The organism is Acidimangrovimonas sediminis, assembly GCF_002871005.1.
In the GTDB taxonomy this organism is placed as follows: domain Bacteria; phylum Pseudomonadota; class Alphaproteobacteria; order Rhodobacterales; family Rhodobacteraceae; genus Acidimangrovimonas; species Acidimangrovimonas sediminis.
This window is the reverse complement of sequence record NZ_PHSN01000042.1, coordinates 1-19,737: the sequence shown is the minus strand read 5'-3', so window position 1 is coordinate 19,737 and position 19,737 is coordinate 1. Positions and strand designations below refer to the sequence as shown.

The window sequence follows — 19,737 nt, the reverse complement described above, 5'->3', positions numbered from 1 at the left end:
GAAGCAGGTCGCCAAGACATGCCCCGGTCCGGTCCGACGCCAACCAACGGGGACGCATCATGACAGACAGTACCTTCGGCGGGTCCACTCCGCCAAAATCCCGGAGATCCTACAACAAGCTCGTCAACAACCCGGTGCTCGAGGATTACTCGCTGCGCTACGCACCCAAGAGCTTCCGGCGCTGGTCGGAATATGCCGTGGCCTCAGCCGCGCTTGGCGGCATTGCCTATCTCGCGGACCAGGCGATCGGCGGCTCGCTGGCGGTGCAGTTCGGTTTTGCCAATGCCTTCTGGGGCATCCTGCTTGCGGCGGTGGTGATTTTTCTCACCGGCATCCCGATCGCTTACTATTCGGCCAAGTACAATGTCGACGTGGACCTGCTGACCCGCGGCGCGGGCTTCGGCTACCTCGGCTCCACCATCACCTCGGTGATCTACGCCTCCTTCACCTTCATCTTCTTCGCGCTGGAAGGGTCGATCATGGCCCAGGCGTTCAACATCTACTTCGGTATTCCGCTGCCCATCGGTTATGCACTCGGGTCACTGATGATCATCCCGCTGGTGGTCTTCGGCATGACACTGCTTTCGAAGCTTCAGGTCTGGACCCAGCCGATCTGGCTGCTTCTGCTGTTCTCGCCGCCCATCGCGGTGCTGATCGGCGATCCGAACGCCATCGCCAACTGGGTCAGCTTCAAGGGCAACTCGCCCAGCGGCGCAGCGATCGACCCGCTCTTGGTGGGCACTGCGGCGGGGATCGCGCTGTCGCTTATCGCGCAGATCGGCGAACAGGCGGATTATCTGCGCTTCATGCCCGACAAGACCGATGCCAACCGCTTCAAGTGGTGGGTCGCGGTGCTGGCGGCGGGCCCGGGCTGGGTCGTCCTCGGCGGGGCGAAGCAGCTGATGGGGTCGTTCTTCGCCTCGGTCGCGGTGGCGCATGGCACGCCGATGGCCAATGCCAACGAGCCGATTCAGATGTACATCGCGGGATTCGGCTACATCGTGCCCTTTGCGGCCCTGGGCGTCGCCACGTTCTTCGTCATCCTTTCGCAGGTGAAGATCAACGTGACCAACGCCTATTCCGGCTCACTCTCGTGGTCGAACTTCTTCTCGCGCGTGTTGCATTACCACCCCGGCCGCGTGGTCTGGATCTTCTTCAACGTCGGCATCTCGCTGACGATGATGGAGCTCAACATGTTCAGCGTGCTGGACAAGATCCTCGGTTTCTACTCCAACACCGCGGTGGCGTGGATTGGGGCGGTGGTTGCCGATCTGGTGATCAACAAGCCGATCCTGAAGCTTTCGCCCTCCTATGTCGAGTTCAAGCGCGCCCATCTCTACAACTTCAACCCGGTGGGCTTCGGCTCGATGGTGATCGCCTCGGTGATCTCGATCGCGGCCTTCTTCGGCGCCTTCGGGGCGGTGGCCAGCGCGTTCTCCTGCTTCATCGCGCTGGGGCTGGCCTTCATCCTGTCGCCGATCATCGCGATCGCCACGAAAGGCAAGTACTACATCGCCCGCGAACCCGCGGCGGGGACCACGCTGGACGATGTGCCGATGCTGGGCATGGGTCATGCCCACGACCATGAGCACACGCTGGAATGCATCAGCTGCGGTTTCGAATACGAGCGCGCGGACATGACCGAATGCCCGTTCCACACCGGGCCGATCTGTTCGCTCTGCTGCTCGCTGGAGAAGAGCTGCGCCGACATCTGCAAGACCGTCGTGCCGGCGCCGAGCCCGGCGGAATAGTGCACCCACGCGGGGCGCCGGACCCTGACGGCCGGGCGCCCCGCTCCAGCCATTCTTCCAAACGAGGAACATCATGATTCACGGAGATATTTCGAGCAGCGACGACACCGTCGGCGTGGCCGTCGTGAACTACAAGATGCCGCGGCTGCACACCCGCGCCGAGGTGCTCGAGAACTGCCGCGCGATCGGCGAGATGGTGCGCGGCATGAAGCGCGGCCTGCCGGGCATGGACCTGGTGATCTTTCCCGAATATTCCAGCCACGGCATCATGTACGACGCGGCCGAGATGTACGAGACTGCCTCGCAGGTGCCGGGCGAGGAGACCGATATCTTCGCCGCCGCCTGCCGCGATGCCGGCGTCTGGGGGATCTTCTCGCTGACCGGAGAGCGCCACGAGGAGCATCCCAACAAGGCGCCCTACAACACGCTGATCCTGATGAACGACAAGGGCGAGATCGTGCAGAAGTATCGCAAGATCATGCCCTGGACCCCGATCGAGGGCTGGTATCCCGGCAACTGCACCTATGTCTCGGACGGGCCGAAGGGAATGAAGGTCAGCCTGATCATCTGCGACGACGGCAATTACCCCGAGATCTGGCGCGACTGCGCGATGAAGGGGGCCGAGCTGATCGTGCGCTGCCAGGGCTACATGTACCCGGCCAAGGACCAGCAGGTGCTGATGGCGAAGGCGATGGCCTGGGCCAACAATTCCTATGTCGCCGTGGCCAATGCGGCGGGTTTCGACGGGGTCTATTCCTACTTCGGCCACTCCGCCATCGTGGGCTTCGACGGCCGTACCCTCGGAGAATGCGGCGAGGAGGAGATGGGCATCCAGTACGCCCAGCTGTCCAAGCACCTGATCCGCGACGCCCGGCGCAACATGCAGTCGGAAAATCATCTCTTCAAGCTTCTGCACCGGGGCTACACGGGCATGATCAATTCACGCGAGAACGAGCAGGGCAAGGCCGAGTGCCCCTATGATTTCTATCGCCAGTGGGTCGAGGACCCGGAGGGCACGCGCAAGCGGGTCGAGGCGCTGACACGGCCCACGGTGGGCACGCCTGAATGCCCGATCGAGGGGCTGCCCGCGGAATAGGTTTCGGCACCGGAAAGGCAGAGCGGGGGGCGTGCGGTAGAGCGCCCCCTTTTCGCTGCGCCGCCCCAATGCCCGAGGCGGCTGGCAGAGGCGGCTTGCAGAGCGCGGCGAAGGAAAAGGGCCGGACCGCCCCCTCGGGGATGGCCCGGCCCTCCGGCGGACGGCGCCGCGCGACGCTCAGTGCGAGATCATCCACGGACGCTTCGACGGGAAGCCCTTTGCTGGAGGCGGCGCGCCGTTCGCCGCCGCGGGCTTGCCCGGGCCGCCGCAGCCGCAGCCCGGGCCGTGGACATGCCCCTTGGTCGAGGTGAAGCCGGGGGCGTGCCGGCTCTTCTCGTTGGTCTCGTGCGCACGGCGGGTGGCCCCCGGCATTGTCGCCAGCCGCGGCGCCGTCAGGATCGCGCGGGGCGCTTGGGCGCCGCAGGCCGGGCAGCTCTGTGCCGCGCTCGCCTCGGCCATCGGACTCAGTAGGGTGAAGGGGCCGCAATCGGCGCAGCGGTAATCGTAGACCGGCATGGTGCGCCTCACAGGTCGGGCGAGAGCAGCACATCCGCCCCGCCGGTGATCATCTTGGTGGGCCCCGCGTTCGACGGCATGATGTCGAAATCGAAGATCTCGGTCGGCAGGTAGAGCGTGGCGCAGGCGTTGGGGATGTCGACCACGCCGCTGATATGGCCCTGTACCGGCGCTGTGCCGAGGATCGAATAGGCCTGCGCGCCGGAATAGCCGAACTTCTTGAGATACTCGATCGCGTTCAGGCAGGCCTGGCGATAGGCGACCTGCACGTCGAGGTAATGCTGCCCGCCGTCCTCGTCGACCGAGATCCCCTCGAAGATCAGGTAGTCGTTGAAATTGGGCGCGATCGGACTGGGTTTGAAGATCGGGTTGCGGATGGCGTATTTCGTCATGCCGTTCTTGATCACGTTGACGCGCAGGTGGATCCAGCCGGCCATCTCGATCGCGCCGCAGAATGTGATCTCGCCGTCGCCTTGGCTGAAGTGCAGGTCGCCCATCGAGAGGCCGCCGCCCGGCACGTAGACCGGGAAGTAGATCCGGCTGCCGCGCGACAGGTCCTTGATGTCGCAATTCCCACCGTGTTCGCGCGGCGGCACGGTGCGGGCACCCTCGGCCGCGGCCTGCTTGGCGGCGTCGCCCTTCATCCGGCCCATGTGCGCGGTCCCGGCCGAGGGCGGGTTGGCCAGCGGCGGCACCCGCGTGGGGTCGGTGTCGATCAGCGCCTGCTCGCGACGGTTCCAGGTGTCCAGCATCTCGCGCGAGGGCAGGCAGCCGATCAGGCCGGGGTGGATCAGCCCGGGAAAACGCACCCGGGGGATGTGCCGCGAGGTGGTGAACATCCCCTCGAAATCCCAGATCGACTTCTGTGCCTGCGGGAAATGCTCGGTCAGGAAGCCGCCGCCGTTCTTCTTGGCGAAGAAGCCGTTGAAACCCCAGGAGCTTTCTTCGAAGGCGCCGATGTCCAGAAGGTCCACGACCAGCAGGTCGCCCGGCTCCGCCCCCTCGACGCCGATCGGGCCGGAGAGGTAATGTACGGTCGTCAGGTCGATGTCGCGCACGTCGTCGGCGCTTTCGTCGTTCTTCACCCAGCCGCCGGTCCAGTCGAAGCATTCGACGACGAAATCGTCACCCGGCTTGACCGTCGCGACCATCGGGATGTCCGGGTGCCAGCGGTTGTGGACATTGTCGTGGTCGTAAGGGGATTTCCCGAGATCGATCTCGATTAGCTTGGTCGGCATGGCGCTCCCTGTCCTTTTGTCGAGTGGCGAGGGCGTCATCATCGGAAGGATTTTCTGCTTCACAAATACGCCTATCGCGGACAGCGCCTACGGAGTTTTGCGTATTCTTGCTGCGCGGCGCCCGTGCCAGCGTCAGCATCGGCGGGATGCGAGTGCGTCTGAGACCCTTCGCGTCGCCTGCGTTCCCGGCGCCGGCGGCCCGGTTCTCAGAGAGATGTGAGACCCGCCGGGGAGCTTCAGACCGCAACCGCAGGCTGACCGAACACAGGATGACGAAGCGCCAGAGAATTGTGAGGGTCCGGCGGCGCTACAACCAGTGGGTGGCCGACCAGACGCTGGAGGATTACGCTCTGCGCTTCACCGCGCTGGGCGCCCGCCGCTGGTCGACGCTGAGGGTCGCCAACACGGCGCTAGGCGCGATTTCCTTTCTGGCCTGCGAGGCGATCGGGGCGACGATCACGCTGAACTTCGGCATGGAAAACGCGCTGCTGGCGACGCTGGCCAGCGCTGCGGTGATCTTCGTCACCGCACTGCCGATTGCCTATTACGCCGCGCGCCACGGGGTCGACATCGACCTTCTGACGCGGGGGTCGGGCTTCGGCTACCTTGGGTCGACCATCACCTCGCTGGTCTATGCCTCTTTCACCTTCATCTTCTTCGCCATCGAGGCGGCGATCATGGCCACCGCGCTGAACCTGTGGCTGGGTCTGCCGATGCCGCTGGGCTACCTGGTGTCCGCGCTGGTGGTGATCCCGGTGGTGACCCATGGCATCCGTATGATCAGCTGGCTGCAGCTCTGGACCCTGCCGCTTTGGCTGGTGATGCAGGCGGTGCCGCTGGCCTATATTGCGCTCAGCCAGCCGCAGGTGATGACGCGTTGGCTGGCCTTTGATGCGACGCCGGGGGCGCCCGCGGGCGGGGCCAATCTGCTGATGTTCGGCGCGGCGACCTCGGTGTTGTTGTCGCTCATCGCGCAGATCGGTGAGCAGGCCGATTTCCTGCGCTTCCTGCCGCCACCCGAGCCCGGCCACCGCTTGCATTGGTGGGCTGCGGTGGTCGCCGCCGGGCCGGGCTGGATCGTGCTGGGGGCGGCAAAGGTCATTGCCGGTTCTTTCCTCGCGATCCTCGACCTCAGCTACGGCCTCAGCGCTGCGGGTGCGGTCAACCCGACGGAGCTCTACCGCGTCGCCTTCCTCACCCTCACCGGCTCGCCGAAGGCGGCGCTGACGTTGGTGGGCATCTTCGTCATCGTCTCGCAGATCAAGATCAACGTCACGAACTCCTATGCCGGCTCTATCGCCTGGTCGAACTTTTTCTCGCGGCTGACCCACAGTCATCCAGGTCGCGTGGTCTGGCTGATCTTCAACGTCGGCCTCGCGCTCCTGCTGATGGAACTGAGCGTGCTGTCGGCGCTTGGCCATATCCTGGGCCTCTACGCGGTCTTCGCGGTGGCCTGGATCGGCGCGCTGGTGGGCGACCTCGTGGTGTCGAAGCCACTCGGCCTCAGTCCCGCCTATACCGAGTTCCGCCGAGCCCATCTCTATGACATCAACCCGGTAGGCATCGGAGCGATGGCGGTTTCGCTGATCCTGTCGAGCCTTGCGCTTCTGGGTTGGTTTGGCGCGGTGGCGCAGTCGATGGCACCACTGATCGGTTTGGTCGCCGCCTTCGCCGCGGCGCCAGCGATCGCGGCGCTCACCCGCGGGCGTTACTACGTCGCCCGCCCGCCGGACCTGCGCTGGGCCGACCGCAAGGAGGTGGAGTGTTGCATCTGCACCCACCGGTTCGAGCCTGCGGACATGAGCTTCTGCCCCGCCTACGACGGACCGATCTGCTCGCTCTGCTGCACGCTGGACGCGCGCTGCCACGACCTGTGCAAGCCTGAGGAGGAGTTCTTTCCCACCCTCGGCCGCCGCCTGATGACACTGATGCGGCGCTGGCTCCCGCGCTGGGTGCCGCGCGATCCCCATCCCCGGATCGCGCGTTTCGTGGGTGCTGTGCTGCTGATGGGACTGGTGCTGGCGGTCTCGCTCACGCTAATCGATTCCCAACAGGGCGACGCGCCCGAGATCGCGCGCCACGCGGTGTCGCATTCGCTGCTGATGGCGTTCTTCGTGCTGCTGATCATCTCGGGCGTGCTGGCTTGGCTTCTGGTTTTGGCGCAGGAAAGCCGGCAGGTGGCCGAGGAGGAATCCGAACGTCAGACCACTATGCTGTTCGAGGAGATCGAGGCGCACAAGATCACCGATGCCGAGCTGCACAAGGCCAAGGAGGAAGCCGAGGCCGCCAACCTCGCCAAGAGCAACTACCTGCTGGGCATCAGCCACGAGATCCGCACGCCGCTGAACGCGATCTTCGGCTATGCCCAGCTTCTGGACGGCGCGACCCAGCTCGGGGAGACGACCCGAGAGGGTGGAGCCGCGCAGCGCGACGCGGCGCGGGTGATCAAGCGCAGTGCCCAGCACCTTGCCCATCTGGTCGATGGCCTGCTCGACCTCTCGAAGATCGAGGCCGGGCGCCTCCAGCTCGCGCGGGAAGAGGTCCGCCTGCACGAGTTGCTCGACCAGATCGCCGACATCTTCCGCATGCATGCCGAGGAAAAGGGGCTGGAATTCCGCGTGGACCGTTCGCCCAACGCCCCAGAGCTGGTGCGCGCCGACGGCAACCGGCTGTGGCAGATCCTGTCCAACCTCGTCTCCAACGCGCTGAAATACACCGAGAATGGCGGCGTCACCCTGTCGCTGCGCTACCGTAGCCAGGTCGCGGAATTCGTGGTGAAGGACACCGGTATGGGGATCGACCCGCAGGATCTCGACCGGATCTTCGAACCCTTCGAGCGCGGCCGCCTGGCGCCTCTGGGGGCCTCGCCGGGCACCGGCCTTGGCCTGACCATCACCAAGCTCCTGACCGAGATCATGGGCGGCGAGATTGCGCTGAGCAGCACTGTGGGCGAGGGCAGCACCTTTCGCGTTCGGCTGTTCCTGCCCGCGCTCGTTCCGGCCAGCCACGCGCTGCCGGCCCGGCTGCGCCCGGTGGGTTACCGTGGCCGGCGGCGCACGGTGCTGGTGGTCGACGACGACAGCGAATACCTCGTGCTCATCCGCCGCATCCTCTCGCCCTTGGGGTTCGAGATGGTCTCGGCCTCGAATGGCTCGTTGGGCCTCGAGGCGGCGGCGCGCTGCCGGCCCGATCTTGTGCTCCTCGACCTGTCGATGCCCGGCATGTCGGGCTGGGAGGTCATGCGGCGCCTTAGGGCCGATCACGGCATGGCGGAGGAGGGCTCGGGGTTGGTGATCGTGGTGGTCTCGGCCAATGCTGAGGACCTCGACAGTGGCGACGACCGCGCCCTTTATGACGCATTCCTGCCCAAGCCGCTGGACATCGACCAGTTGATCGAGCGTATCGGCAGTCTTTTGGACCTGAGCTGGCTCGAGGCGCCCGCCCCCCTGCACGGGGGGCGGCTTACCGGCGATGCACTGGGCACGGGAAACCGGCCCGGCGCCGGGCGCTACGGGCCGCCTGCGCACCACCCCGTTGCGCAAGGCGTGGGTCTTTCCGGTGCTGATCCGGAAGGTGCGGCGTCGGTGCCCGGGGACCGCCGCCGCGCGCCAGTGCCCGACCTCCCGCCGCTGCCGCCCCCCGCCCATCCTGCACGTCCTCACACGGCGCGTGGCGCGGGGCTGGTCCGGCCCCTACACCTCAACCCCGGGCGGGCGCGGGCCGGGGCGATGACGGGCAGCGTCGCGGGCCTGCGCCTGCCCGCCGCTCGGCACCTTGACGACCTCAAGCGGCTGGGCGAGATCGGCTATATCGAGGGGATCGAGGCCAAGCTCACCGAGATCGAGGCGGCCGAGCCGGACAGCGCCGCCTTCGTCGGTGTCCTGCGCGCCCTGATCCGAGACATGGAGCTGAGGCGCTATGCCTCGGTTCTGGAAGGGGCGTTGCGCGGCCATGGCTGACGGCAGGCAACGCGATACCGTTCTGGTGGTCGATGACAGCCCGGAGGCGCTCAGCCTCCTGACGACGGCGCTGCGCGAAGCCGACCTGACGGTTCTGGTCGCACTCGACGGCGAAAGTGCGCTGGCGGTGACCGAACGGGTAATCCCGGATATCATCCTTCTCGACGCGGTAATGCCCGGCACCGACGGGTTCGAGACCTGTCGCCGTCTGAAGGCTCTGCCCACCATCTCTCATATCCCGGTGATCTTTATGACCGGGCTCAGCGACACCGACCACGTGATCCGTGGGTTTCAGGTGGGCGGCATCGACTACGTGACCAAGCCGGTGGTGGTCGAGGAGCTGATCGCCCGCATGCACTCCCACCTCGCCAATGCGCGACAGGTGCAAAGTGCCCGGGTTGCGCTCGACGCGGCGGGGCGGGCGCTTCTGGCAGTCGACGGGCGGGGCAGGGCGCTCTGGAGCACGCCGCAGGTGATGCAGGTGCTGGGCCTGGGCGCGGCGGAGGGCAGGGGGGGGACAGGAACCCCGCCCGCCGCTGGCCTGGCCGGAGAGATCGCGCCCTGGCTTCGCCGTGCCAGCGCCGAGGGCGGCGCCGCGGTGGCGGGCCTTGCGCTGCAGCTTGGCGACCAGCGGGTTGAACTGTCCTACCTTTGCCGCACCGGCACCGACGAATACCTCCTGCGCCTGACCGAGGCCGGGCCAGGCGACGAAGAAGGCCAGCTGCGCGAAGCTCTCGCCGTCACCGCGCGCGAGGCCGAGGTGCTGCTCTGGCTTGCCCGGGGCAAGTCGAACCGCTCGATCAGCGATATCCTCGGTATCAGTTCTCGCACCGTCGACAAGCATCTTGAGCAGATCTACAACAAGCTCGGGGTCGAGAACCGCGCCTCCGCCGCCGCCATGGTGGTCCGCGTCCTGGGTCTGCGCGCCTGAGCCATGAGGCCCCCCGCCTTTGGTCTTCGCGTCCAAAGCGCAGCCCGCAACTCCAATCCTCGTCGTGATCTCGCCATAAGACCCGCGGCTTCCGCGTACAGCTGCAGAAAACACTTCGCAGGCGTCCTGCCCGGGCGGCGCAGGCGTGGAGGATCAACGAGCATCTGTTCCCGCCGGAACTGCCAGAAGAAACGGCCCGAGCCATAAGACACTGGGTAGAGCAGGGCGTTTGCGAGGTGGAAGGGGCACGTTCGTAAACGAGCGACGAAGCCCAAACCTGAAGCGGCAGAGACTCGGAGTAAGGCGGACCCCGGTTAGAAAAACGGTTGAGAAGCAAGCCAGTCGGAAATCGCTTTGCTCACTTTGCCCGGCTGCTCGAGCATGATTTCATGCCCGCCTTCGATCGTCATTTCGCTGAGGCTTTCGCAATCCTCTCGCATTGGCTCTGCTAGTCGGCTGCCGGTTGTGTCGCAGACCAAATCGTTGGTTGCGTGGATGAACAGAGCGGGTACGGAAAGTCTGCCGAAGTTTGGCGCTTCCGCTGCATAGGCGATGTTTGCCTCGTCGTTCATGTACCAGGCGTCGGCGCCAGAGAATCCAGTTTTCATAAATGCTGCTGCAAATCGATCGAAATCTTCCTGCGATAGCAAGGTTTCCTCCTGCGATGTGTGCGGCGGACGGTGGGCAGCGCCGAACCAGCCGTCCTGAAGGCGGATATGTGCCGTAAAGGCAGGGGTCCTCGGCTGACGCGTGGGCGCCCTCCGATAAAGCATGGCCAACGTACCGATGACATCCACTTCGAATTCACGGGAAGCACGGGAGAAATGCTGTCGATAGAATAGCCAATAGTCCCATTGTCCGACCGGGAAGCGGGCTTCCGGATATACGTCACGATCAACCAGCGGCACCAGATTCGGTAGGGCAAAACCACGCGCGAGATAGGGCACGCACAAGTTGACGACGCCCCGGCATCGCCCGGCATGATGCGAGGCCATTGACCAGGCAACCGCGCTTCCCCAATCGTGTCCGACCCATATCGCCGGGGTGCTGCCAAGCGCATCGTGTAGTTCGACCATGTCGGCGACCAGTTCGCGAACCGTATAGGCCGAGGTGGACCCTGGCCTCGATGAGTCCCCGTAGCCGCGCATGTCCGGTGCGATACAGCGCCAGCCAAGAGCGGAAAAATGTTCCATCTGACCGCGCCAGACCAGCCCGATTTCGGGCCAGCCATGGAGGAAGATCATCAACGGACCGTCGGCGGGTCCCGCTTCTAACCACGCGCTCCGGTGCCGATGCGTCTCGACGCTACGTTGAGCGAGGTTCACGGCGCTCACCGCGGCAGATTGGGTTGTGTCGTGACGATGAATTTCCAGTCCGCAAGCGCGGCATGCCGATGCGGCGCGGCCTGTTCCGCGTAGGCTGGGCTCTGAAGAATCTTACGCAGCACGTCGAAGCTCGCATAACGAACAATGACGATATCGTCCCAGGCTTCGCCGTCCTGTCCAACCAGAACGCCACGGACGTTTCCGACCCAGAAGACGGAAAAATCCTCTCCCTGGCCGACCGTGTTGAAGGCGGGGGCATACCGCTGAAAATAGGCCTCGCGGCCCGAGCAGGGGGGGAGATCGCTGGTGGCTTCATAGGCTGCATCGTCACGGTAGCGCACCATGTTGATCATGTAGACTGGGCCCGCGTCCGCCAGTGCTTCCGCCGCAGTCTCGATCGCAGCGTTCTCGTAGTCAGTTCTGGTCATCTTGCGTCCTCGCTTTGCGGGAGATCCCCGATGCGGATCGGGTGTCTCCACATTTGCCATTGTCATTCAATACGTACATCTGTATTTATTAGCAATGGCAAGACTTTCTCTTCGCGAAAAAATCATCGAGTCCGGCGTGCAGACGCTGCACGAGCGTGGATATTCTGGCGCCGGCGTGCGTGAGATCACCGCCGATGCCGGTGTTCCGCAAGGCTGTTTCACGAACCATTTCCGATCCAAGGAAGCCTTCGCGGGCGTGGTCCTCGACCGCTATCATCTGCGTACACAGGCCCTCATGGACGCAACTCTGCGCGACGAGCGCCTGCCTGCGATCGACCGGATACGCGCCTATTTCGATGAGATAACCCGATGGTTGGAAGAGGCCGGTTGGCGGTATGGTTGCCTCGTCGGAAACCTGAGCCTTGAAATGCCCGAGCATAGCGAGTTGCTGCGGGGCCATCTGATCGAAGTGTGCCGGTCCCTTACGGATGCTTTCGCTGATGTCGTGCGGATCGGCCAGGCGCAGGGTGAGATACGCCTTGACCTTGATGCCGATGACGTCGCGACATTTCTGCTCGCCGCTTGGGAGGGCGCGATGATGCGGATGAAAGTTGATCGCTCTCCTCAGCCGATCGAGCAATTCAAGCGGGTGCTGTTCGCCACGGTCCTTGCTCCACCTCTTTGATGGGGGCCGGCTCGTCCCAAGGGGTGAAGCGCATCGCATGTCGTTTCTGTTGTTTTGGGGAAGACTGTTTGCTTCCGACAGGTGGTGGCGAACAGGCGTGCAAAACTGTTTCCGGCGCTTACTTCAAGCGGAACGAGTCGACAGCCGGATGAGCCCAACCGGCTGCAGATAGCCACCTCCGCCTGCGGCCTGTGGGGCGGTCCGCTGGCGCGTAAGCATGAACACCTCCTCGCATACCCTTTCGGACTGCTCCATCCCGTAGACCACTGCCGTGTCCCGCAGGGTGGAGCCGGCCATAGAGATGGTGTTGGCAATGTCATTCCGTCCATCGCGGCTCTGAGCGGCTAGAACCGGTACCTGTGCGGGTCCGTCCGAAGATACCGACCTCAGCTCAGGGGACCACCAAGTCGCTCCACTCGCGTTTGGCTGGGTGATCGCGCAGAAACGTCTTCACGATTTCGGTGCGTTTCGGGAGGATCGATTCATCCCGCCGCAGCAGCGAAAACGGGCTCGGTATGCCGCGCCAGTCTTTCAGAACCTCTGTCACAGTGCCATCGCGGAGCGCTTCGGACACCAGCCAGTAAGGCGCCCAGATGAGCCCCAGTCCTGCCAACGCGGCTTGAAAAGCGGTTTCGGCGTCATCGATAACAAGGCTCCACGCTTGTGCCGCGTCAATCGTGCGGCCGTCGCGCAGGCGCCAGCTGTCGACGACACCCGTGCGGCTATTGCGAAAGCCGATGAGATCGTGAACGCGCAGATCTTCAGGGGATTGGGGCACGCCCCGCTGGTCGAAATAGGTCGGCGCGGCACAGATGACCCAGGGAAAACTGAACCACTGAACCCGGACATGCCCGGGCAGTCCATCCAGCGGCCCGCTTCTGATTGCAAGGTCGAGGCCTGTGCTTGCCAGATCCGCGAGGGCATCGCTGGCCCTGAGATCAAGCAAGATCTTGGGGTGGCTCTCATGGAAGGCCGGCAACTGTGGCACGAGGCAATGGCGAATGAAGGCCGGCGGGGCGCCGATCCTGACCCGCCCCACCGCGGACTGCGTTCCAAGATCCCGTAAAGTGGCCGCTGCGATGGCGAATTCGGCCAGCGCGGTGCGGGCAGGCCCGATCAGCACCTCGCCCGCCTCGGTCGGAGAGACGGAATGCGTGGAGCGATGGAGCAGGCTGACGCCCTGCGCCGCCTCGAGGCGTGACATGGTGCGTGAGACGCCAGAGGTCGTCATGGCCAGCCTCTGGGCCGCGCCGACGAAGGACCCTGCCTCGATCACCGCCAGAAAACAGCGCAGCTGCGCAATGGACAGAGAGTCTACATTCGTTGACATTTGATCAAGAGTAACTTGATCCGGGAGCGACTGCAAATGGGGGGACGGATGAATACCTCCTTGTAACCTTACTTCTGCAAGTGGAGCCTCAGATGTCTCATGTCACCCAGTTTCTCGACGCGATGGAGCGAAAGGATGGCGACGCCCTCTCGCCGCATTTGGCGGAGGATGTCGTTCTGAAAAGCCCGGTTCTGGTCGATCCGATTTCCGGAAAGGCGGATACGGTCCGAGTGTTGAAGGTCCTGCTCGGCGCGGCGGGAACATTCCATGTCCGCGATACGGTCGAGCTTGATCGGCGTGTCATCGTGTTTCTGGAAATCACCTCGGGGGAGGCGCAGATCGAGGGAGTTGATGACGTCCGGCTGGATGCCCAGGGGCTGATCCGCAGCATGACCATCACTTGGCGTCCGCTGCCCTCTGTGGTGCTGATGCAGCAGAAGATCGCAGCGGCTCTGGGCGGGACGCCGCTAACACTCGCACCGCTTTGAGCGGACGTCGCCCTTGCGTTGGCCGGGCTTTGCCGTCAGGCGCCCGGCCGGCGACTGAGAGGGCGAATTGCACAACAAAGGCCCGCGACGGAGGCCTTACGGTTGCAGCAATCCATCAATAAGTAATCCGACCATTAGCTGGACGTGCTGCAAACTACCTTCGCCGCTGGCCACCGAAAGGTTTCCTATCGCGCGCAACAGGTCATAGGCTTTGATATCCTTGCGCATTGCTCCTGCTGCGGCGGCGCTGTCGAGCAACCCCTGAAGCGTCGGCTCAAACTTGTCGCGGAAATAGGCGGGTAAGCCTTCAAAGGCAGGGTCGCCGGAATGAAGTGCTGTCGCTAGGCCGCGCTTGGTGGCGATCACCTCCGAATAGCGGATAAGCCAGGCCTGTAGTGCCTCCCTTGGGGGCAGGTCACGGCTCAGTTGCTCGGCCTCAGCGGTGCAGGCGTCTATCTCGCGGCGATAGATGGCGGCGATCAAATCGGCCCGTTTGGGGAATCTGCGGTACAGCGTCGCCAGCCCGACGCCGGCTTCCTTTGCGATTTCCCGGATCGGCGCATCGACCCCGGTTGTTGCGAAGACACGCTTCGCAGCCTCAAGGATCGCCTCCTCGTTACGCTGCGCGTCGGCGCGGAGGGGGCGGGAAGTGCCATCGGACATGGCGTCTTCGTGCTCGCTTGTGGACATTCCGTACATCTCTCCATTGACAAATGGATCATTGATCCACATATCGCTCGCAATCGGATCGTTGATCCATATACGGCGATTAGACCGCATTGTCCACGGCGGCCAAGCCCACCGCCCAATGTTGAAAGGAGCAAGCATGGAAGCCCAAAAACCCGAAACATCCCAATCCTCCGCGCAGCCGGTGGTGGCCGTCGCACCGATGACGGTTTCTACCCCTGAGCGTGGCAAGGACTTCGAATTCCGTGTCACCGCGCCAGCCCGCGGCGAGGGCCTGCCGGTGATCCTGTTTTCCCATGGTTTCACGCAATCCTGTCGCGCCTATGCTCCTCTTGTCGACTATTGGGCCTCGCAGGGCTTCGCGGTGATCCAACCCGACCATCTCGATTCCTGGCGCTGCGGTCTAGCTCCGACCGATCCCCGAGCGCCGGACTTCTGGCGATACCGGGAGGAAGACTTGCTGCTGTTGCTCGACCGTCTCGACGAGATCGAGCAGGCGGCTTCGCACATCCGTGGCCGTATCGACCGGTCGAAAATCGCGGTGGCGGGCCATTCCTGGGGCGCGCAGACTGCGAGCACCCTGCTCGGCGCGACCCATCCGGACCCGAGAGACGGCAGCACCGTGAGCATGGCCGACGACCGGGTGAAGGCGGGCGTCTTGCTGTGCATTCCAGGCACGGGAGGCGAAAACCTTTCGCAATTGGCAAAGGACTACTTTCCTTTCATGAACCCGGATTTTACCGGCATGACCACGCCGTCCCTCATAATCGGCGGCGATAAGGATCAGAGCCCGTTGAGTGTCCGCGGCCCGGAATGGTGGCGTGAAGCCTACGATCTGGCGCCGGGTGGGAAGGCACTGTTCACAGCGTTCGGCGCGGAACATTCGCTCGGCGGTATCCATACTTATGAAGCCGAGCAACTACCCGACTACAGTCGGACGCGTGTTGCCGCTATCCAACGCGTCACGACTGCATTCCTGCGTCACGCCCTGAACGGGGATGATGGAGCCTGGAGCGAGGAGCACACCGCCGCGCAAACTGAATCCGCTTCCGAGGGAAGGCTCGAATGCAAGTAAAGCTGGATTTGTACGACATGATGTTGTCTTTCGACAGACATCGTTCCTCTCTTCCAGGAGCGCTGCCGCATGCATAAACAAATCCCCGTCGGAACGCCATCCGGGTCTGACGCGACAGCCGACCATGTCCTGGACGGACTCGATCTGTCAGGCAGCAACGCAGTTGTGACCGGCGGCCATGGCGGTATAGGGATTGAGGTAACGCGCGCGCTGGCCAAGGCCGGCGCGCGTGTGACGGTCGCTGCGCGGGACGCCGAGAAGGGGGCTGCGCGGCTCGAGCATCTGCGGGGGGTCGAGGTCGAGCCGCTCGACCTGATCGATCCTGCATCAATCGATGCCTTTGTCCGTCGGTGGCGCGTGTCAGGGCAACCGCTGCATATCCTGGTCAATAATGCCGGTGCGTCGGGAGAGCCTGCTCGCGATACACGTGGCTATGACACACAGTTTGCGACCAATCATCTTGGCCACTTCCAATTGACGCTCGGCCTGCACGACGCCTTATGCGCGGCAGGCGGGGCGAGGGTGGTGAACGTGACTTCCGGTGCCCATCGCGCCTCCGACATCCAGTGGGACGACTTGCACCTTGCGGGCGACCACGCACCGATCGTCGGCTACGCTCAGTCGAAAACCGCCAATGTACTGTTTGCCGTCGAGTTGGATCGGAGATGGAAGGATCAGAAAATCCGCAGCTATGCTGTCCACCCCGGGGTCGTGGTCGGCACCGGCATGAGTGGTCGCGTCTCAAATACAGTGTTGCAGGAGATGGGGCTGGTCGATGAGCGGGGAAACCCGATCATAGATCCTCAGTCGGGGAAGAAGACCACGCAGCAGGCGGCGAGCACAATCGTCTTCGCGGCAGGCAGCCCACTTCTCTCCGGCATCGGCGGGGTCTATCTGAAGGATAATGACATCTCCCCCGTTGACGATCGCAGCTTCGACCCCGCTTCCGAAGAGATCATCGCCGAGGTCGCGCCGCACGCGATCAATCCCGTCTCTGCCAGCAAGCTCTGGGAGATCAGCGAGGCGCTGCTTCGATCATAAGACACCGGAGGTGAACCGCGGCTCTTATGGAGAAGCCTGTCGAGCGCCTGCTTCCTTCATAAACGCGATCAGGTGCTCGCTCAGACGGACCGGCTGCTCCTGCTGTATCCAGTGGCCGGCGCCGCTGATCATCTCCACGCCGACCAGTCCTGTGGTGGCCTTAGTCTGCATGAGGTCGAGGGCTCCCGGTGCTGAGTAGCTGCCCCAATCCTTTTCGCCGCCGATGAAAAGCGACGGGACATCAATCGTCCTCCCCGAGAACAGGCGCAGTTCGTCGGTGAGGCCGGGGTCGGAAAGAACACGGTAGGCCTGCAGGGCGCCCTGAAATCCGGTGCGGCCATATTCTTCCACATAGACACCAAGCTCTGCTTCGGTGAGCCAACCGCAGGCCTTCACCTCGGCGGCCGACGGGTGAAACGGGGCAACCGTCTCGGGCATCGTCTTGCCCAAATCCATGACGTAATAGGTCGGCATCTGAGCCAGGTCTTGCGCGGTTCGAGCCTTCAGCGGATGCGGATTGTTTCCCGGCCAGTCCGCGCTCTTGACGTAGTAGAATGCCCTAAGGAAGGCATGCAGCCCCTGTGGCGGATGCCACATGTCCGAGTTGGCCGCGCGTGAGCTCAGGTATTGCTGGTAATACTCCCTCGGTGGATGGAGTGCTGCCAGGGCTGCGGCAAGTTTCTGGCCGTCGTTTCCTGCGGGCTGTGAGGCCGGGACGCTTTCCGCAGTATCAAACGGAAATGCCGGCACCCCTGGGAAGGGAGCGCTCATCAGCACCACCGACGAGAACACATCCGGCCGTGTGAGTGCACAATAGGCCGCGACCGGCGAGCCTATGTCATGCCCGACGACCGCGGCCACGTGCCGATAGCCCAATGCCGACACCAAGCCGAAGGTGTCACGCGCCATGTTCAGAAGGCTGAAGGGTTCCAGCGGGGTGTCATAGGCATTAACCCAGCCTGTCGTGCGACCATATCCGCGCAAGTCGGGGGCCACGACGTGATATCCGGACGCGGCCAGGATTGGGATCACATGGCGCCAGCCATAGGCCAGGTCCGGAAAGCCGTGCAGAAGCACGACGAGCGGCCGGCCGGGGCGCTCGTAGCCGGCTTCGAGAACGTGCACGTTGAGGCAGTTGACACCCTGGATCATGCGGGAACGGACCCCGTCGGGAAGAGACCCGGGGACATAGGTTGGCGCGGTCAAATCGGGTCCTCCTGCAGGGGTTGCGCGGGCCGGTCGAAACGACATGGCAATGGAACTGGCCGCCGCCGTGATCAGCATGGTCCGCCTTGAGATCTTGGATGAAGTCTTGCCATAAGGCATTGTCAGCCTCCGATATGGTGATCGCCATACTAGGGTGATCGACATAGTATGTCAATCGCCATAATGTGGCTGTGCGCAGTCAGAAAGGATTGACCCATGGCAGGTAAGACTGACGCCCGGTCCCGTGCGATCTCAACTGCAGAGAGATTGTTTCGGATTCAGGGCTATACCGCGACCGGATTGACGGAGATTCTCAAGGAAAGCGGTGCACCCAAAGGGTCGTTCTACTTTCACTTTCCGCGTGGCAAGGCGCAGCTCGCGGAAGAGGCGATCGATCACTACGTCGCCACCAGAAAGGATGTGCTACGCGAGATCTCATCGCGCAGGAAGGGCGACGCAGCAGGCTTTGTTCGAGACCTTTTCGGGGCTTTCGCAGCCGAAATGATTGCCTCTGACTTTCAGTATGGCTGCCTGATGCAAAACCTGGCAAACGAACTGCCCTCGCTGGATGCCGACCTGACCGCGAGGGTCGCCCGCGGTTTCACCGAGTCCACCGAGATCATCGCGGGACACTTCCTCGACTGCGGTTTCTCGAACGCGCAAGCCTCATCAACCGCGAGTGCAGTGGTAGCGTCGGCAGAAGGCGCCCGAACGATCGCCCGCCTGCAACGTTCGACGGCGGTGTTCGTAGCGCTTTCGAACGTTGTTTCGGGAGGACTCGGTTTCTTGCTCAGGAATGCGGCCGGCTCAGAAGGGTGACGTAAGGTTAAATTGGCTATGTGAGATCTTCGCAATCTCTGTGCCTCGCTAACGGCAGGTCTCAGGCAGGACGCGAATCGCTCGCCTTGGTTGACGAGCTGTGCAGAGGTTCATGGTGCCTGACGCAGCAGGGGAGCAAGCGAGGTCTTGTTTCCGTCTCAGCGTAAAGCGTAGTCGATTGTCGATCCGTCGCTCGCAAGGAAGCGGGGTGGGATGACGGCGGCAGCGCCTCGATCCGCAATGGCATCATGGCACTTGCGCGTGTCATAGGCGCCGTCTGCGGTGACGCTACCGATCTCCTGTTCGGATGGGATCTGATCGAGCAATTCCGGCAGCATGGGTGTAACATGGCCCCCATCGCATCCGAGAAACTGTTGCACTTCGGCGTCTTGTCAGAGCGCACTTAAGCGGAACGCCGATCCCCCTTGGTGGTCGGAGCGGAGATCACGAGGAAGCGGACGCTGTCCGTCTCGCTCTCGTTGCGTGCTTGGTGCGGCGTGCCTGATCGAACGTTCAAACTGTCGCTTGCGGACAAGCGTTCAATTTCACCGCCGACCAATAGGGTCAACATGCCTTCAAGAACATAGAATACCTGATTTGCGCGATCATGCAGGTGCATGACCTCCGCAGTGCCGGGTGGCATCCGCTCCTCGATCACGCTCAGATCTTCGTTGTCGAGCAAGCGCCAGCCGTCGCAAGCGTCGCCCCATTTGTAGTGTTCTGCGTTTGAGCGGTTTTGGATCGCCATGGCGACCATATCGCATATGGGTCGGGTAAAGTCACCGGGCGTATAGCCAGACAAAACCTGGCCTTCGGACCGACCGCCGTGAAAGCTAACAAAGTCCGCGCTGCTGACCTTGGGGCCCCGGACGATGCTGCGCGGCGCCATGAAAGTCCCGAATGGGGAAGCTCCACTGCGGTGACGGTGATCAAGGCGAAGGTCGGCTTCGGGCCGTAACCGGACTATCGGGACTACACGGCATCTAAGCAGAAAGCTGCCCTTCCGCAGCCGACTTCTTGTCTGCCGCTTCGGCGGAAATGTCCCCAGCATGTTACGCACATTGATCCTGCGCGAATATGCGCTGTACACTCCCGGCAAAAGGGTGACCAAAGGGGAGGTTGCGGTGCGTCGCGCCAAACACCACGTGCGAGAATGTCGATA

17 protein-coding genes and 1 pseudogene are annotated in these 19,737 nt (G+C 63.4%); 9 read left to right on the top strand and 9 right to left on the bottom strand.

Annotated features, from left to right (window positions below; translation table 11 throughout):
- The first annotated feature begins 59 nt into the window (after positions 1-59).
- Both CVV76_RS22840 and CVV76_RS22835 read left to right on the top strand, forming a co-directional pair.
- A complete protein-coding gene (locus CVV76_RS22840; protein ID WP_102226998.1) occupies positions 60-1,751 on the top strand; it encodes a purine-cytosine permease family protein in 1,692 nt (563 codons plus the stop codon).
- Between the two features lie 73 nt (positions 1,752-1,824).
- A complete protein-coding gene (locus CVV76_RS22835; RefSeq protein WP_102226997.1) occupies positions 1,825-2,847 on the top strand; it encodes an aliphatic amidase in 1,023 nt (340 codons plus the stop codon).
- 177 nt (positions 2,848-3,024) lie between these two features.
- Here the strand turns inward: CVV76_RS22835 and CVV76_RS22830 are convergent, their stop codons facing one another.
- Both CVV76_RS22830 and fmdA read right to left on the bottom strand, forming a co-directional pair.
- Complete coding sequence (locus tag CVV76_RS22830) at positions 3,025-3,363, bottom strand: FmdB family zinc ribbon protein (RefSeq protein ID WP_102226996.1); 339 nt, start codon at positions 3,361-3,363, stop codon at positions 3,025-3,027.
- 8 nt (positions 3,364-3,371) lie between these two features.
- Positions 3,372-4,601 carry a formamidase gene (gene fmdA / locus CVV76_RS22825; RefSeq protein ID WP_102226995.1) on the bottom strand — a complete coding sequence of 410 codons (1,230 nt, stop codon included), beginning with the start codon at positions 4,599-4,601 and terminating at the stop codon, positions 3,372-3,374.
- A gap of 269 nt (positions 4,602-4,870) precedes the next feature.
- Here fmdA and CVV76_RS22820 point away from each other — a divergent pair, with 269 nt between their 5' ends.
- Together CVV76_RS22820 and CVV76_RS22815 are read left to right on the top strand one after the other, a co-directional pair.
- Positions 4,871-8,560 (top strand): hybrid sensor histidine kinase/response regulator, encoded by a 3,690-nt coding sequence (locus CVV76_RS22820; RefSeq protein WP_146010365.1) that lies wholly within the window; start codon positions 4,871-4,873, stop codon positions 8,558-8,560.
- Positions 8,553-9,491 carry a response regulator transcription factor gene (locus tag CVV76_RS22815; protein ID WP_102226993.1) on the top strand — a complete coding sequence of 313 codons (939 nt, stop codon included), beginning with the start codon at positions 8,553-8,555 and terminating at the stop codon, positions 9,489-9,491. The genes CVV76_RS22820 and CVV76_RS22815 overlap by 8 nt, the downstream gene beginning before the upstream one ends.
- Before the next feature lie 314 nt (positions 9,492-9,805).
- Here the strand turns inward: CVV76_RS22815 and CVV76_RS22810 are convergent, their stop codons facing one another.
- On the bottom strand, positions 9,806-10,735 hold the full coding sequence (locus tag CVV76_RS22810; RefSeq protein ID WP_102226992.1) for an alpha/beta hydrolase: 930 nt from the start codon (positions 10,733-10,735) through the stop codon (positions 9,806-9,808).
- A gap of 86 nt (positions 10,736-10,821) precedes the next feature.
- On the bottom strand, positions 10,822-11,244 hold the full coding sequence (locus CVV76_RS22805; RefSeq protein ID WP_102226991.1) for a DUF1330 domain-containing protein: 423 nt from the start codon (positions 11,242-11,244) through the stop codon (positions 10,822-10,824).
- A gap of 94 nt (positions 11,245-11,338) precedes the next feature.
- Here CVV76_RS22805 and CVV76_RS22800 point away from each other — a divergent pair, with 94 nt between their 5' ends.
- Positions 11,339-11,929 (top strand): TetR/AcrR family transcriptional regulator, encoded by a 591-nt coding sequence (locus CVV76_RS22800; protein ID WP_102226990.1) that lies wholly within the window; start codon positions 11,339-11,341, stop codon positions 11,927-11,929.
- A 391-nt stretch (positions 11,930-12,320) separates the two neighbouring features.
- Here CVV76_RS22800 and CVV76_RS22795 read toward each other — a convergent pair whose 3' ends face one another.
- Positions 12,321-13,259: a LysR family transcriptional regulator gene (locus CVV76_RS22795; RefSeq protein WP_102226989.1), complete on the bottom strand. Its 939-nt coding sequence runs from the start codon at positions 13,257-13,259 to the stop codon at positions 12,321-12,323.
- Positions 13,260-13,351: 92 nt separating this feature from the next.
- Here CVV76_RS22795 and CVV76_RS22790 point away from each other — a divergent pair, with 92 nt between their 5' ends.
- The gene (locus CVV76_RS22790; protein WP_146010364.1) at positions 13,352-13,747 is read left to right on the top strand and encodes a nuclear transport factor 2 family protein; all 396 of its coding nucleotides are present in this window, start codon (positions 13,352-13,354) and stop codon (positions 13,745-13,747) included.
- A 96-nt stretch (positions 13,748-13,843) separates the two neighbouring features.
- Here CVV76_RS22790 and CVV76_RS22785 read toward each other — a convergent pair whose 3' ends face one another.
- Positions 13,844-14,437 (bottom strand): TetR/AcrR family transcriptional regulator, encoded by a 594-nt coding sequence (locus CVV76_RS22785; RefSeq protein WP_199178688.1) that lies wholly within the window; start codon positions 14,435-14,437, stop codon positions 13,844-13,846.
- A 136-nt stretch (positions 14,438-14,573) separates the two neighbouring features.
- On the opposite strand from CVV76_RS22785, the gene CVV76_RS22780 reads away from it, so the two are divergent.
- Both CVV76_RS22780 and CVV76_RS22775 read left to right on the top strand, forming a co-directional pair.
- Positions 14,574-15,509, top strand: a complete 936-nt coding sequence (locus CVV76_RS22780) for an alpha/beta hydrolase family protein (protein ID WP_102226986.1) — start codon at positions 14,574-14,576, stop codon at positions 15,507-15,509.
- Between the two features lie 69 nt (positions 15,510-15,578).
- Positions 15,579-16,550: an SDR family NAD(P)-dependent oxidoreductase gene (locus tag CVV76_RS22775; protein WP_102226985.1), complete on the top strand. Its 972-nt coding sequence runs from the start codon at positions 15,579-15,581 to the stop codon at positions 16,548-16,550.
- A gap of 24 nt (positions 16,551-16,574) precedes the next feature.
- Here CVV76_RS22775 and CVV76_RS22770 read toward each other — a convergent pair whose 3' ends face one another.
- Positions 16,575-17,876 carry an alpha/beta fold hydrolase gene (locus CVV76_RS22770; RefSeq protein ID WP_199178687.1) on the bottom strand — a complete coding sequence of 434 codons (1,302 nt, stop codon included), beginning with the start codon at positions 17,874-17,876 and terminating at the stop codon, positions 16,575-16,577.
- 96 nt (positions 17,877-17,972) lie between these two features.
- On the opposite strand from CVV76_RS22770, the gene CVV76_RS22765 reads away from it, so the two are divergent.
- The gene (locus CVV76_RS22765; RefSeq protein WP_102226983.1) at positions 17,973-18,575 is read left to right on the top strand and encodes a TetR/AcrR family transcriptional regulator; all 603 of its coding nucleotides are present in this window, start codon (positions 17,973-17,975) and stop codon (positions 18,573-18,575) included.
- 203 nt (positions 18,576-18,778) lie between these two features.
- Here CVV76_RS22765 and CVV76_RS22760 read toward each other — a convergent pair.
- Together CVV76_RS22760 and CVV76_RS22755 are read right to left on the bottom strand one after the other, a co-directional pair.
- A pseudogene (locus tag CVV76_RS22760) lies at positions 18,779-18,916 on the bottom strand (transposase); the annotation flags it as partial.
- Between the two features lie 62 nt (positions 18,917-18,978).
- Positions 18,979-19,464 (bottom strand): cupin domain-containing protein, encoded by a 486-nt coding sequence (locus CVV76_RS22755; protein ID WP_233193119.1) that lies wholly within the window; start codon positions 19,462-19,464, stop codon positions 18,979-18,981.
- Positions 19,465-19,737: the final 273 nt, after the last annotated feature.